Here is a 13,881-nt window from a genome sequence, read left to right on the forward strand (position 1 = left end):
CGCGCGGCTAGACGTTCAACGCAACAGAGCGGCGGGAAGGCTGAAGGCCGACCCGCCGTCTTTGTATGCGAAGAACAGGTCGTATTCCGCCTCGAGGGTGTCGAGGAATTGCGCGACGAGGTCGAGCAGGGCGCCGAGCGGGAGGCGCCGGGCGACCAGGAAGTTTTCGCCAGCTACCAGCGGCGCCGTGTCGACGATTCCCGGCGCGTCCGCGGCGATCATCCCGCGGCTTCTCACATAGCCGACTAACCCGTTTCCGGCGTCGAAGTCGGCGGCGCTGACGTCGGCGCATTCCTCCACGGCATCGAGCAGGATCAGCGTGCCGGCCAGGTACAGCCGCGCCATCATGGCGAAGCGATCCTCGTTGAGCCCGACCTCCACGGCCCACTCGCGACCCTTCAGGATGCGTGCGATCAGCGCCAACTCGAAGGTGCGGATGCGCTCGATCGCGGCGCGCTGGCCGGCGCGCAGATCGGCGATCCGCTCGGGGTCGCGCGGCGGCGCGCCCGGCCAGATGAACAGCACGCTGGTCAGGTCCTCGCCGGCGGCGAGCGCGGCATCCAGATGCTCGGCCAGCAGGTAGACGCTGGCCGGCGCATCGAGGCGTTTCATCATCGCGTCGTCAGTCATTGTCGATGCCTTAGCTGCAGCCCGAGCGATCTTCGAAGTGTTGCGGGCCAACTACCTGCCGAAGCGAGCGGCGCACATTTCTAAATATGGAACGATCTTCCCGTTCTCTACGGTCCACCCGCATTGGGTCATCATATGAAATTCATTCCAGTCGATTCGAAATAGACCCGCCAAACGTACTTGTTCGGGAGGTTCTCCGCGGACGGCCGCCAGATTTTTCCAAAGCCTCAGCTTCTCTGCCGCGCGCCCCGCCGCAAGGAAAGCAGTTACTTCGCCGGGGCATTTCTTCGCGGTTGGGAACTGTGCAAAGCGCAGTGCTGCCTCACGTTGTGGGACGCGACAACACTTAGCCAGCGCCGACGCCGTGAGACTGCCGCGTACGAGCTTTTCCGGCATTAGGAAAGCACGCGCGCCAACCGTGGCCTGGAGCTCGTGCGAGTCGTCATTGTGGTAAATTGCTAGCAAGTCGTCTTTGCAGCGGAAATCAAGCTTCGCGTTCCCGTCGACAACGAGAAAGCTTCGCACTTCGGGATGAAGTACGACGTGAAATAGTTCGTGCGACAGGATGAAGCGAGTCTCTGGATCGTCCGGCTGGTTAAGCCGTGATTCTCTAATCGTGATTTCAGGAGGTGAAGTCGTTGCCCAAGCTTCCTTGTTGTCCATGTGATCGTCACTACGTGGCGTAATCCGCAGCCCATGAAGTGGGCCTGGAAGTTTCGCCAAGCGCCACAAAGCGCGGATGACATCGAAGTCAGGGTCGTCATCTGAGACGCCAGCCCGAGCACGGAGCGAGGCCGCTAATTCCTCCAGATGACGAGCTGGGATCGGACGCCCAAGTCTGTCCTCACGATCGTCCATTGTGGTTCTCTCCACTACAGCCGCGGGCTCTCAACTACAGCCGCTGGTGCCGCCGCACGTGTCGCACTTGAGGCAGGTGCCGTTGCGCACGAGCGTGAAGTTTCCGCACTCGCGGCAGTGCTCGCCCTCGTAGCCGCGGACACGCGCCTCAGCCCTCAAATCGGATTCGCGCGCCTTCACCGAGACGTCGGAGCGGGTCACCGTGCGCCGCGCGTACATCACCGTTTCGGCCTTCAGCGCCGTGGCGCCGTCGGTCATCGGATAGACGGCGGTGTCGCCTTCGACCGCCGGATAAGCGCCGGTGAGATCTTCGAGGGCGGCGACCGCCGTCTCCATCGGTCCGCGACCGCCGGAGGTGGCGAGGCGCAGCTTGTTACCGCGCATGAAGCCCTTGGACACAACCTTGCTGACGCTGTCGGGAAGCTCGAGGTCGAGCGTCTCGTCGGTCGCCTCATCGGATGAGCCGAGGCCCGTCTCGCCGACGATCTCGCGCGGGTCGACGTGCGCCAGGTCGTGGCGGCCGAGGTAGGACACGGCGAGCTCGCGGAAGATGTAGTCGAGCACCGAGGTGGCGTTCTTGATCGTCTCGTTGCCGGTGACGAGGCCGGCCGGCTCGAAGCGCGTGAAGGTGAAGGCCTCCACGTACTCTTCCAGCGGCACGCCGTACTGCAGGCCGAGCGAGATGGCGATGGCGAAGTTGTTCATCAACGAGCGGAAGGCGGCGCCTTCCTTGTGCATGTCGATGAAGATCTCGCCGAGACGCCCGTTCTCGTACTCGCCGGTGTGGAGGTACACCTTGTGGCCGCCGACGGTGGCCTTCTGCGTGTAGCTCTTGCGGCGGTTGGGGAGCTTCTCGCGCTCGCGCGCATTTGCCTGCTGCTCGGCATGCTTCAGATTGCGCTCCAGCTCGATGACGCGCCTGGCGAGCTTCTCGGCGGCAGCCAGCGCCCGCTCGATCTGCGGCTTGTCCGCGGTGAGCTGCTCGGCAACCTCCTCCTGCTCGTCCGCGTCGTCGCCGAGCACCTGCGAGTTGAGCGGCTGGGAGAGCTTCGAGCCGTCGCGGTAGAGCGCGTTGGCCTTCAGCGCCAGCTTCCAGGAGAGCATGTAGCTCGCCTTGCAGTCCTCGACAGTCGCCTCGTTCGGCATGTTAATGGTCTTGGAGATGGCGCCCGAGATGAAGGGCTGCGAGGCGGCCATCATGTAGATGTGGCTGTCGACCGAGAGGTAGCGCTTGCCCTTGCGGCCGCACGGATTGGCGCAGTCGAAGATGGAGATGTGCTCGGCCTTGAGGTGCGGCGCGCCCTCCAGCGTCATGGCTCCGCACACGTGCTCGTTGGCCGCCTCGATATCCTTCTTGGTGAAGCCGAGCGCGGTCAGAAGGTCGAAGGCAGGATCCTTGATCTTGTCGGCCGACACCTTCAGCTTGTCGACGATGTAGCTCTCGCCGAGCACCCACTTGTTGAAGACGAACTTGATGTCGAAGGCGCTTTCCAAGCCGGCGTGGATCTTGGCCAGGCCTTCGGCGTCGAAGCCCTTGGCCTTGAGGCTGGCGTTGTTGACCGCAGGGGCTTGAGCCAGCGAGCCGTGACCGACGGCGTAGGCCTCGATCTCGGCGATCTCGCTCGGACGGTATCCCAGAGTGCGCAGCGCCTCCGGCACGGCGCGGTTGATGATCTTGAAGTAGCCGCCGCCGGCGAGCTTCTTGAACTTCACCAGCGCGAAGTCGGGCTCGATGCCGGTCGTGTCGCAGTCCATGACGAGGCCGATCGTGCCGGTGGGCGCGATAACCGTTGCCTGGGCGTTGCGGTAGCCGTGGTTCTGGCCGAGCGCGATGGCTTGATCCCACGCGCGCTTGGCGGCCTCGATGAGCGACGCGTCAGGGCACGAGGCATGGTCGAGCGGCACGGGGAGCGTTGCGAGCTTCTCGTAACCGTCCTTCTGGCCGTACGCGGCGCGGCGGTGATTGCGGATCACGCGCAGCATGTCGGCGGCATTGTTGTGGTAGCCGGGGAAGGGTCCCAGCTCCCGCGCCATTTCAGCCGAGGTCGCATACGCGACGCCGGTCATCACCGCCGAGAGGGCGCCGCAGATGGCGCGGCCGGGAGCCGAGTCATAGCCAATGCCGCCCGCCATCAGCAGACCGCCGATGTTGGCGAAGCCCAGACCCAGCGTGCGGTAGCGGTAGCTGAGCTCGGCGATCTGGCGCGACGGGAATTGCGCCATCAGCACCGAGATCTCGAGCACGACCGTCCACAGCCGGCAGGCGTGCTCGAAGCCCTCGACGTCGAACGCGCCCGTTTCCTGGCTGCGGAAGGTCATCAGATTGACCGAGGCCAGGTTGCACGCCGTGTCGTCGAGGAACATGTACTCCGAGCACGGGTTCGAGGCGCGGATCGGCCCCGACTTCGGGCACGTGTGCCAGTCGTTGATCGTGGTGTGGAACTGGATGCCCGGGTCGGCCGAGGCCCAGGCGGCGTGGCCGATCTGATCCCACAGATCGCGGGCCTTGAGCGTCTTGTGCGGCTTGCCGTTGAGGCGGCGCATCAGGTCCCAGTCGGCGTCTTCCTCGACCTTGTTGAGGAAGTCGTCGGTGACGCGCACCGAGTTGTTGGAGTTCTGGCCCGAGACGGTGAGATAGGCCTCGGAGTCCCAGTCGGTGTCGTAAGTGGAGAACTCGATCTCCTTGTAGCCCTGCTTGGCGAACTGGATGACGCGCAGGATGTAGTTGTTCGGCACCTCGTCGCGGCGCGCCTCCTTGATGGCGCGCTTGAGTGCCGGGTTCTTCGCCGGATCGAAGCAGCGCTCTTCCATGCCCGCCTCCGGCAGGAGGTCTTTCTTGCCCGCCTCTGGCAGGACATCGGCGTCGCAGTTGACGCACGCCTTCATCACGGCGGCCAGGCGCTTCTGGCAAATCTTGGAGCCGGTGACGAGGGCAGCGACCTTCTGCTCCTCCTTCACCTTCCAGTTGATGTATTCCTCGATGTCCGGATGGTCGACGTCGACGACGACCATCTTCGCGGCGCGCCGCGTGGTGCCGCCCGACTTGATGGCGCCGGCCGCGCGATCGCCGATCTTCAGGAAGCTCATCAGGCCCGACGACTTGCCGCCGCCCGACAGCTTCTCGTTGGCGCCGCGCAGGCTGGAGAAGTTGGAGCCGGTGCCGGAGCCGTATTTGAAGAGGCGCGCCTCGCGCACCCACAGGTCCATGATGCCGTTCTCGTTGACGAGATCGTCGGCGACGGACTGGATGAAGCAGGCGTGCGGCTGCGGGTGCTCATAGGCGCTGTCGGAGACCGTCAGCTTGCCGGTCTCGAAGTCGACATAGAGATGGCCTTGGCCGGGACCGTCGATGCCATACGCCCAATGCAGGCCGGTGTTGAACCACTGCGGGCTGTTGGGGGCAGCCATCTGCATCGCCAGCATGTAGCGGTGCTCGTCGAAGAACGCCTGCGCGTCCTCCTCGGTCGAGAAGTAGCCGCCCTTGATGCCCCAATAGGTCCAGGTGCCGGCGAGGCGGTCGAAGACCTGGCGGGCATCGGCCTCGCCGCCGTAGCGGTCTTCCTTCGGCAGTTCGGCGAGCGCCTTCTCGTCGGGGATCGAGCGCCATGCCCATGAGGGGATCTGGGTCTCTTCGACCTTTTTCAGGCGGCGGGCGACGCCGGCCTTGCGGAAATACTTCTGCGCCAGGATGTCAGCGGCGACCTGGCTCCACTGCGCCGGCACCATGAAGCCTTCGAGGCGGAAGACGATCGAGCCGTCGGGGTTCTTGATTTCGCTGGTCGCGCGGCGGAATTCGATGAGGTCGTAGGGCGAGGTGCCGGCAGTGGTGAAGCGCCGCGTGATCTTCATAGAAGTAGTCCCCCGATGTGCATTGCGGGGCGCTAAGCGAGACTGGAAACGCCGTCTGTTTGTTGTCGGCTGCGTTAGGCGACGGGCACAATTCCGCCGTTGGCGGAAACGCCTTCCAGCGCCTTCGCCTGCCACCTACGCGATGTTTGGATTGGGTCGACGGACCCGATACTGAACGCGAACCTGAGAGCCACAGCGATGTCCCTTGCGGGACACTCGCGGCAACGTGGACCGCGCTCACTCAAAGTGGCCGATTCGACGTCCGACGCCAAAGAGTTTGTGTGTTGCGGGTCGCACCCATACTAGATGTAGATAGACACCCCAATAACTCCCGGGAAAAGCCGTGGATTTCATGTGGGGAGTTTTGTGCGTCGTGCCCGCTTTGCGCCCGGATTTCCGAGGGCTTGCGGGGATGGGAAAACGCATCTCGCCGCAACGGCCGACGACAGCAGCCTATGTCGATTCCGTGGCAGCGGACTGTGGCGCATCTGCCGCGCTTCCGCGCCGAGGTGAGCGGATTGCCGTGCCCGGCGATATCGGCGATGCTGCGGGCGCGAAACAGCGGGCGGGAATGATGGGCTTTTTCAGCGAGATCTTCTGCTGGTGGGGCGGAAATACCTGGGGTACCCGCCTTACGATCTGGCGGCAGGGGCACCTCGTCGGGAAGGACGAGTTCGGCAACCGCTACTACGAGCAGAAGAAGGGCGTGGGGCCGCTCGGCAGGCCGCGCCGCTGGGTGACGTACACTGACTTCGCCGACGCCTCGAAGGTCCCGGCCGGCTGGCACGGCTGGCTGCACTACACGGCGGACACCCCGCCTTCGCAGCAGAACTATCTGCCGCGGCCCTGGCAACGGCCGCATCTGATGAATCAGACGGGGACGCCCGACGCGTACCGGCCGCCGGGGTCGATTCTCGGCCAGGGCGTGCGGTCCAAGGCGACCGGCGACTACAAGCCCTGGCGTCCAGAGGTGTGACGCCTAGTCGGCCGCCACTCCCCAATTCGGCCCAACTCGCGGCCCAACGAGGCACGCGGCGCAGAGGTTCAGAGACATTGCAGTTCGAATGACGAAGATGCGGACGAGTTGGCGCAAATCGCAGGCAGCCTCGGTCGGCGCCATCTTGGCACTCGGCTTGCTCGCGGCGAGCAGTGCGCGTGCCGATCGCATCGACAACGGCGTCGCCGTGTTCTCCGCGCTCGACAAGGTTACGGCCCGCACGTCGAAGTTCGAGGTGCCGCTCAACTCCACCGTCCAGTTCGGCGCGCTGAAGGTGACGCCGCGCGTCTGCTATTCGCGGCCACCCGAGGAGCAGCCGAAGACGACATCCTTCGTCGAGGTCGACGAGATACAGCTCGACGGACAGGAGAAGCGCATCTTCACCGGCTGGATGTTCGCTGAGAGCCCCGGCCTCAACGCAGTCGAGCATCCGGTCTTCGACGTTTGGCTGACCGACTGCGAGAAGCCGAAGGGCAGCATTGCGCAACATAGCGCCGAGGACCCCGCTGCCGCTGCGAGCGACGCGCCGGCACCGGCGCCCGAAGAAGACCCCTTCGCGCAGCGCCGCCGCGTGCGTCGCTAAATAATCCACAGCGCTCGTCGCGCTTGCTCGGGCGCTTTTTCTCTCAAGTTTTCAGCACATATTCGCGTCGCGCCTCACGCCGCGCTCACTGAGCCACCTTCGCAAGATGGAACGAATGCCCACGCGTGGCTATTCCAGAACCGTGATAACCAGAAAAAACGGTATTGGAGGCTGCCAATGTATCCCAGACTTCTCCTTGCTCTCAGCATGGCGCTTGCGGCAGGTGCGATGGCCACTCAGCCAACATGGGCCGAGACCAAAGTCGACGCGGCGTTGATGAAGGTGCTCGATCCAGATGCCGACGGCACCGTTGATCTGGCGGAAGCCAAGGCAGCCGGCGCCGCAACATTCAAAAAGCTCGACCCCGACAACGACGGCACGCTCGACGCCAAGGAACTCGCGGGTCGCGTCACAGCGGACGAGCTCAAGGCGGCCGATCCCGACAACGACGGCACGCTCGATCTCAACGAATACAATGCGCTGATCGAGAAGCGCTTCAACGCTGCCAATCCGGACAACGACGGCACGCTCGACGAAGCGGAATTGAAGTCGCCGGCCGGGCAGTCGCTTCTACTGCTCATCCAGTAACGTAGCTGTCACACGCTGAAATGCACGCGGCGAGCCTGCGCGGTCGGTTGAACGCCGACGGCGCGGCCCGCCGCAGGTGTTCGTTCGGCTCGACAGCGGACTAAGGACACGACAGCGGCAAAGGAACACCACCGTCGGCGTGGACGTTCAACTGCGCACACCGGCAAACGCTTGCCGGCCAATGATAAGGAGAACGTCCAATGAAACGCATTTTGCTCGCTGGATTGCTGTCCAGCGCTGCGGCTTTCGGTGCTTATGCGCAGGCTGCCGATCAGGGCACGATGAAATTGTCGGCCGCTGAATGTGCGTCGCTGTGGAATCAGGCGAGCCCCGACGGCGGACCCATCACCAAACAGCAGGCCTCGGCCTACGTGACCGACTTCAAGGCCGCCAATCCCGACGGCGATACCACGATTGAGAAAGCCGAGTTCACCAAGGCCTGCAACAACGGCCTCGTGAAAAGCGGCGCTTCGTCGGGCGCCGGCACCGGTGAGGGGGGTACCGAAATGAAGTCTGATCAGCCGGCCCCCAAGAAGTATTAGATGAGGGTTGGTGGAGCGGGTGTCGAGCAGAATGCTCGGCGCCCGTTCGCCTGACTGCACGTGGCCGGACTACGCGCGTATCTCGTTGAGCACGGCCGCGGCGCGCGGCGCGAAATAGGTGAGGATGCCGGCGGCGCCGGCCCGCTTGAAGGCCAGCAGGCTTTCCATCATCACCGCGTCGCCGTCGAGCCAGCCGGCATTGGCCGCAGCTTGCAGCATCGCGTACTCGCCCGAGACTTGATACGCGAAGGTCGGCACGCGGAACGTCTCGGAGACGCGGCGCACGATATCGAGATAGGCCATGCCGGGCTTGACCATGATGAGGTCGGCGCCCTCGGCGAGATCCATCGCCACCTCGCGCAGTGCCTCGTCCGAGTTCGCCGGGTCCATCTGATAGGAGCGCTTGTCGCGCTTTTCCGGCGAGGAGGCGAGTGTCATCGATGAGCCGACGGCATCGCGGAATGGCCCGTAGAACGCCGAGGCGTACTTCGCGGCATAAGCCATAATGAGCGTGTTGACGTAGCCGTTGGTCTCGAGCGCCGTGCGGATGGCGCCGACGCGGCCGTCCATCATGTCGGACGGCGCGAGAATGTCGGCACCCGCTTCGGCCTGCACCAGAGATTGGCGCACCAGCGCTTCGATCGTCTCGTCGTTGGCGATTTCCGTCCCGCGCATCAGGCCGTCATGGCCGTGGCTGGTGTAGGGATCGAGTGCCACATCCAGGACAATGCCGATCTCGATACCGGCCGCCTTGATGGCGCGCGCGGCACGGCAGACCAGGTTCTCCGGATTGAACGCCTCGCGCGCATCGTCGCTACGCAGCTTCGGCTCGGTGTAGGGAAAGAGCGCGATGGCGGGGATGCCAAGCTGCACGGCCTGCTCGGCGCTGGCAACGATGTTGTCGACCGACAGTCGCTCGACGCCCGGCATAGAGGCGATAGGGACGCGCTTGTTGCTGCCCTCGATGACGAACATTGGCCAGATCAGGTCGTCGACGGTGAGCCGATGCTCGGCGACGAGGCGGCGCGACCAGCGCGTCGAGCGAACGCGACGCAGGCGCACGCTCGGGTACGAGCCCGCAGCGGTCGGGGCGGCGCGCTCGGGCGCTTCACCGCGGGCGGCGGGCTGCAAAGGGGTGACAGGTTGGCGAGACTTCATCTTGGGCGTCCGGCTGAGCGTGCTCCACACTCACCGTAACCACCGGGTATTGCAAGAGGACCAAGTGCGCGGCACCGCGCGGCGTTAGTCGCAGATTTTCTTAATCTTCCGCTCGGCCATGTCGACGTGGAAGTGATTGCGGTGCGCTTCGTTCGCCTCCGGCCCGAGGGTGGTGCCGAAGATGCGGCAGGCGGCCGCGTGGGCCTCGCGCAGGAAACGGGCGCGCGGTCCGTCCGGCGGCGTTGCTAATGCATCAGTGCTGAGCGGAGCCTTGGCGCCGGGTTGCTCGCCAACCGACCGCGGCTTCGCGGGCAGGCCGTTGTCGGCGGGGCCGCCAAGCCGGGCTGCAACCTGCTGCTTCTTGCTCCCTCCCGGGAGGATGACGGTGACCATGTCGACGCCGCGGGACCGCGTCGCTTTGACAGCGCCGGCCGCCGGCGTGCCGAGCGCGCTCGTCGCTGTGGTGGGAGCCCGACCGGCGCCGGTCTCGGACTTTGCATCTTTCAAGTTGGCGCGCTCGGCGTTGCCGGCCTCGGCCTGCGCCGCCGCCAATGCCTCCTGCTTGATCCTGGCGGCCTCGGCAGCCGCAATGATGTCCCGCTTGGTGGCGCCCCAGCCGTTGAGCACGGCCACCTGCTCGCCCCTGGCAGTGACGAAGCCGCGTATGTCGAGAGCATCGACGTAGGCATGCTGGCTGAGCTTGCGGCCGACCCGCCCGAACGCCGTGCGGCACGAATAGTCGCTCATCACTTCGATCTCGGTGATCTTGGCGCCGAACTGGCGCTGAGCGGCCCGCTGAAGGTCCTTGCTGATCCAGGTGTTAAGCGGCTGGAGCATCCCGCAGTTGATCAGCGCGGCGGGCTTGAACGTGACGTTGCCAAGACGGGAGACGCGAATGGGAGCAGGGGTGCCGCACAATCCCTCTTTGATGGGGGGCTCGTAAGCCAGCTGCACGTTGAGGCCTTTGACCGCTGCGGCGCATGCGGCCTTGGCGATATCGACCTCGGCCTGCGTCCAGGTCTCCGGCACAGGCGGGACGGGCGAGGCGGCGGCCGTCTTGCGTTCCGGCAGTGGCGGCACCATCAGCGGTTGTGCGGTGATCACGGCGCGATCCTTGCCGAGTGCGTGGCGCGCCTTTTCCATCTTTGAATCGGAGGGGACGGCCGTTTCGGCCGACTGGGCTGGCGCGCAAGCCGCGAGCGCGCCGAGCGCAACCGCCAAGCCAAGTCCGAATCGCAGCATCGTCACATCTCCACCTTCGGGAAAGTGCGGGGGAATGGGGCCTTATCGGCCGGGATCTTGGGCGAATCAGCCCCGCAAGTTTCGTCGCAATCGGCCGCAGTGTATAGGTCCAAATCGGCCCGATTGATGATGCGGTGCGTCATGGTGCGGGCCTGGGGGCACAAAGCTGTGCAAGGCAATGCAACAGGAGCGTGGATGACGGCCGACGGTTCCAGCGAACAGCCCGCCGACGAGGTCGTGATCGAGGTGCGAGGCTCGTGTCCGGTGATCACGCTCAACCGGCCTCGGGCGCTCAATGCCCTGACGACGGCTATGCGGGCGCAGCTCTCCGAGGCGTACCCTCGCTTTGCTCGCGAAGCGCAGACCTATTGCGTCGTCATCCAGTCATCGTCCGAGAAGGCTTTCTCTGTCGGCGGGGACGTGCGCGAGATGACCACCTGGGGGCGCGAGGACCGCAAGCGGGCCCGCCGCGCGTTCGCCGACGAGTACGCCCTCAACTGGCTGCACGAGTGCTTCTCCAAGCCGACCATTTCCCTGATCGACGGGCCGGTCATGGGCTCGGGCGTGGGCATCACCCTGTTCGGCACCCATCGGGTCGCCGGCGAGCGGTACCGCTTTGCAATGCCGGAGACCGCCATCGGATTGTTCCCGGACGTCGGCACCGCCTGGACGCTGTCGCGCCTGCCCGGCAACGTCGGCATGTACCTCGGGCTCACGGGACGTTCGATTGGCGCGGCGGATGCCTACGCGCTGGGTCTACTGACACATTGCATTCCGGCCGCGCGCTACGAGGAGATCAAAACGGCGTTTGCCGACACGTGGCCCGTCGATACGATCCTCGATGAGCGCCACGTCGATCCTGGCCCCGGCGAGCTTCCGTTCACGGTGCCGATCATCTCCCGCTGCTTTTCAGCGCCGACCGTCGAGGAGATCATCGCGCGTCTACGAGCGGTGGGGGGGATTCACGGCGACTGGGCGCAGGGCGTGGTCGCCGATCTGGAGAAGCGTGCGCCGCTTTCGCTCAAAGTCACGCATCGGCACATTCGCGATGCGCGGGCGCTCGACCTGCGGCAGACGCTGATCGTCGACTACCGCCTCGCCTGCCGCTTCCTCGACGGGAGCGACTTCTATGAAGGTGTGCGCGCCGCTCTGGTCGACAAGGATGGCAGCCCGAAGTGGCGCCCCGCAGCACTCGAAGACGTCACCCCTGCGATAGTCGAAGACTATTTTGCGCCGATGGGTGCAGAGGAGTTGACGCTCTTGACGCGCCAGGAAATGCAGGCGGCGCGCGTCTAGTTATGCTCGCTCCGTGCATGCAGCAGCGTGAATGAAGCGTTTCGCCGACACCCCGATACTATTCATTTACTATGGGTATTTAGGTGACTTTTAGTTTTATGCCTTACCTCTTGGGCTAACCCGGACAAAACAAAAAACCCGGGACCGGCGTCAAACAGTGTGAGGCAGTTATGAGTGTTGCGCTCGACGTAGCGCGCCATCGTGCGCCAGGGCAATCCGACAGTTTCCGTTCCGAGTACCTGCAAGCGTTGCGCCTTGTCGAACGGCTGCATCGTCTGCTGCTCGACGTGATCAAGGACGAGTTCGACCGCCTCGGCGGTGCCGACCTCAACAGCGTGCAAGCGCTGCTGCTCTACAATATCGGTGACAGCGAGCTGACCGCCGGCGAGCTCAAGACTCGCGGTTACTATCTCGGCTCGAACGTCTCCTACAATCTCAAGAAGCTCGTCGACATGGGCTACCTGCACTACAAGCGGTCGGAGACCGACCGTCGTAGCGTGCGCGTCAGCCTGACCGACAAGGGCAAGGAAGCTTGCGAGGTAGTGCAGAAGCTCTACCAGCGCCAGCTCGGCTCGGTCGAGACGGTGGGTGAGGTTTCGGAGGAAGATTTCCGTGGTCTCAACAAGGCGCTCGTCCGTCTCGAGCGCTTCTGGTCGGACCAGATCCGCTACCGGCTCTAAGCCGCAATTACCACCCACGCACTGGTCGCCTAAGGGGCCGCGGTTCGATCCGCGGTCCCTTTGTCGTTTACCACCCCCAGCCAACCCACTGGGAATGCTTGCCTTGACCATAACCGGCGACGTACTTTCCGGGGGTGGGCACGTGCGGGCATTCAACGCCGTTTACATATGGACGGGAGGGCTGCGTGAGCTCTTGGGGTGATCGGACTGCCGTGCCGCTGGCCGGCGTGGTGCTCTTGCTCGGTGGTGCGCTGTCGCCATCGACCGCTCAGATCAGCTTTGGGCCGGTCGGTGAGGGGCCATCTACCTACACCAGCGGCTATGACCGCAGCTTCATCCGCGAATGGCAGGCGAACCCACCCAAGGGATATCCGACGCTGTCGAAGGCGAACTTGGCGCCGACCAAGGCGGCGATCGCGCGCTATGAGGAGATCGTCGCCAAGGGGGGCTTCCCTCTGGTGCCCGACGTCGAACTCGAGCCAGGAGCTTCGGACCCGGCGGTCGGCGTGCTCCGCCTTCGTTTGATGCGATCCGGCGACCTCACCGAGGAGTCGGGCTATCCGGACCACTTCGGCTCCGACCTCGACGCGGCGGTGAAGCGCTTCCAAGCCTCCAACGGGTTGGCCCCGACCGGCATGGTCGACAAGCGGACCGTCGCCGCACTCAACGTGCCATCCGAGGTGCGCCTCGCGCAGCTCAAGACCAACTTCGAGCGGCTGACCGATCTCACCAAGATCGTCGCCAAGCGCTACGTGCTGGTGAACATTCCGGCCGCGCAGGTGGAGACCATCGAGAACAACGCCGTCGTCACGCGTCACTCCGGCGTCGTCGGCAAGCCCGATCGTCCGACGCCGCTCTTACGTTCCACCATCACCGACCTCGCCTTCAATCCGATGTGGACGCTGCCGCCGACGGTGATCAAGGAGGACCTGATCCCCAAGGGCCGCGACATGCAGCAGAAGGGCGAGAGCGTGCTGGTGAAGTTCGGCATCGACGCCTACGAGGGCGGCAAGAAGCTGGATCCTCAATCGATCGATTGGTCGGGTGCGCAACCGACGCGGCTCTCGTATCGGCAGGCGCCGGGTAAGGAAAACCCGCTCGGATTCTTGAAAATCAATTTCGCCAATTCGAGCTCGGTCTACATGCACGACAGTCCGAAGGAGTCGCTCTTCGGGCGCAATTTCCGAGCTGCCAGCTCGGGATGTGTGCGCGTGCAAAACATCGAGCAGCTCGCCGCCTGGCTGCTGACCGGGCAGGGCACCGCCGACCAGGTCGAGCACATCAAGGAAAGCGGCCAGACAAAAACCGTGCGCCTGAAAAAGCCCGTACCGCTCTATTTTGCTTATGTAACTGCGTGGGCGACCCCCGACGGCGTCATCCAATTCCGACCTGACATTTACCTAAAGGATGGGGTCGGAGAGGTCGCCGCGGCGTACTAAATTGTCGCGCTGCACCGTT

Annotated in this window: 12 protein-coding genes; 7 read left to right on the forward strand and 5 right to left on the reverse strand. The window is 64.5% G+C overall.

The genetic code is table 11. The annotated features are described in order from the left end of the window. Nucleotides 1-15 precede the first annotated feature (15 nt). The 3 genes from GIW81_RS16925 to GIW81_RS16935 form a co-directional block, all read right to left on the reverse strand. Entirely contained in the window at nt 16-630 is a 615-nt protein-coding gene (locus GIW81_RS16925; protein WP_154740502.1) for a hypothetical protein, read from the reverse strand. A gap of 51 nt (nt 631-681) precedes the next feature. Further along, complete coding sequence (locus tag GIW81_RS16930) at nt 682-1,293, reverse strand: ImmA/IrrE family metallo-endopeptidase (RefSeq protein ID WP_195930620.1); 612 nt, start codon at nt 1,291-1,293, stop codon at nt 682-684. 225 nt (nt 1,294-1,518) lie between these two features. Beyond that, the gene (locus tag GIW81_RS16935) at nt 1,519-5,337 is read right to left on the reverse strand and encodes a vitamin B12-dependent ribonucleotide reductase (protein ID WP_154740504.1); all 3,819 of its coding nucleotides are present in this window, start codon (nt 5,335-5,337) and stop codon (nt 1,519-1,521) included. 571 nt (nt 5,338-5,908) lie between these two features. On the opposite strand from GIW81_RS16935, the gene GIW81_RS16940 reads away from it, so the two are divergent. The 4 genes from GIW81_RS16940 to GIW81_RS16955 all read left to right on the forward strand — a co-directional run bounded on the left by GIW81_RS16940 (nt 5,909) and on the right by GIW81_RS16955 (nt 8,047). Continuing rightward, on the forward strand, nt 5,909-6,313 hold the full coding sequence (locus tag GIW81_RS16940) for an NADH:ubiquinone oxidoreductase subunit NDUFA12 (RefSeq protein WP_229309379.1): 405 nt from the start codon (nt 5,909-5,911) through the stop codon (nt 6,311-6,313). 88 nt (nt 6,314-6,401) lie between these two features. Then, entirely contained in the window at nt 6,402-6,917 is a 516-nt protein-coding gene (locus GIW81_RS16945) for a DUF2155 domain-containing protein (RefSeq protein ID WP_407658203.1), read from the forward strand. Between the two features lie 177 nt (nt 6,918-7,094). Next, nucleotides 7,095-7,505: a penta-EF hand family protein gene (locus tag GIW81_RS16950; RefSeq protein WP_154740506.1), complete on the forward strand. Its 411-nt coding sequence runs from the start codon at nt 7,095-7,097 to the stop codon at nt 7,503-7,505. Between the two features lie 200 nt (nt 7,506-7,705). After that, the gene (locus GIW81_RS16955) at nt 7,706-8,047 is read left to right on the forward strand and encodes a hypothetical protein (RefSeq protein ID WP_154740507.1); all 342 of its coding nucleotides are present in this window, start codon (nt 7,706-7,708) and stop codon (nt 8,045-8,047) included. Between the two features lie 69 nt (nt 8,048-8,116). On the opposite strand, the gene hemB is transcribed toward GIW81_RS16955, so the two are convergent. Both hemB and GIW81_RS16965 read right to left on the reverse strand, forming a co-directional pair. Continuing rightward, nucleotides 8,117-9,205: a porphobilinogen synthase gene (gene hemB, locus GIW81_RS16960; RefSeq protein WP_154740508.1), complete on the reverse strand. Its 1,089-nt coding sequence runs from the start codon at nt 9,203-9,205 to the stop codon at nt 8,117-8,119. A gap of 84 nt (nt 9,206-9,289) precedes the next feature. Beyond that, nucleotides 9,290-10,447, reverse strand: a complete 1,158-nt coding sequence (locus tag GIW81_RS16965) for an extensin family protein (protein WP_154740509.1) — start codon at nt 10,445-10,447, stop codon at nt 9,290-9,292. Between the two features lie 195 nt (nt 10,448-10,642). On the opposite strand from GIW81_RS16965, the gene GIW81_RS16970 reads away from it, so the two are divergent. The 3 genes from GIW81_RS16970 (at nt 10,643) to GIW81_RS16980 (ending at nt 13,862) form a co-directional block, all read left to right on the forward strand. Continuing rightward, on the forward strand, nt 10,643-11,743 hold the full coding sequence (locus tag GIW81_RS16970; protein WP_195930622.1) for an enoyl-CoA hydratase/isomerase family protein: 1,101 nt from the start codon (nt 10,643-10,645) through the stop codon (nt 11,741-11,743). A gap of 170 nt (nt 11,744-11,913) precedes the next feature. Further along, nucleotides 11,914-12,423 (forward strand): transcriptional regulator LdtR, encoded by a 510-nt coding sequence (ldtR, locus tag GIW81_RS16975; protein WP_154740511.1) that lies wholly within the window; start codon nt 11,914-11,916, stop codon nt 12,421-12,423. A 185-nt stretch (nt 12,424-12,608) separates the two neighbouring features. Further along, complete coding sequence (locus tag GIW81_RS16980; RefSeq protein WP_324615082.1) at nt 12,609-13,862, forward strand: L,D-transpeptidase family protein; 1,254 nt, start codon at nt 12,609-12,611, stop codon at nt 13,860-13,862. Nucleotides 13,863-13,881 lie beyond the last annotated feature (19 nt).

Source organism: Hyphomicrobium album (assembly GCF_009708035.1).
GTDB classification, from domain to species: Bacteria; Pseudomonadota; Alphaproteobacteria; order Rhizobiales; family Hyphomicrobiaceae; genus Hyphomicrobium_A; species Hyphomicrobium_A album.

Coding starts and splice junctions, on each gene's coding strand:
- GIW81_RS16925 (WP_154740502.1), bottom strand. CDS start 630: ATGACTGACGACGCGATGATGAAACGCCTCGATGCGCCGGCCAGCGTC.
- GIW81_RS16930 (WP_195930620.1), bottom strand. CDS start 1,293: ATGGACAACAAGGAAGCTTGGGCAACGACTTCACCTCCTGAAATCACG.
- GIW81_RS16935 (WP_154740504.1), bottom strand. CDS start 5,337: ATGAAGATCACGCGGCGCTTCACCACTGCCGGCACCTCGCCCTACGAC.
- GIW81_RS16940 (WP_229309379.1), top strand. CDS start 5,909: ATGATGGGCTTTTTCAGCGAGATCTTCTGCTGGTGGGGCGGAAATACC.
- GIW81_RS16945 (WP_407658203.1), top strand. CDS start 6,402: ATGACGAAGATGCGGACGAGTTGGCGCAAATCGCAGGCAGCCTCGGTC.
- GIW81_RS16950 (WP_154740506.1), top strand. CDS start 7,095: ATGTATCCCAGACTTCTCCTTGCTCTCAGCATGGCGCTTGCGGCAGGT.
- GIW81_RS16955 (WP_154740507.1), top strand. CDS start 7,706: ATGAAACGCATTTTGCTCGCTGGATTGCTGTCCAGCGCTGCGGCTTTC.
- hemB (WP_154740508.1), bottom strand. CDS start 9,205: ATGAAGTCTCGCCAACCTGTCACCCCTTTGCAGCCCGCCGCCCGCGGT.
- GIW81_RS16965 (WP_154740509.1), bottom strand. CDS start 10,447: ATGCTGCGATTCGGACTTGGCTTGGCGGTTGCGCTCGGCGCGCTCGCG.
- GIW81_RS16970 (WP_195930622.1), top strand. CDS start 10,643: ATGACGGCCGACGGTTCCAGCGAACAGCCCGCCGACGAGGTCGTGATC.
- ldtR (WP_154740511.1), top strand. CDS start 11,914: ATGAGTGTTGCGCTCGACGTAGCGCGCCATCGTGCGCCAGGGCAATCC.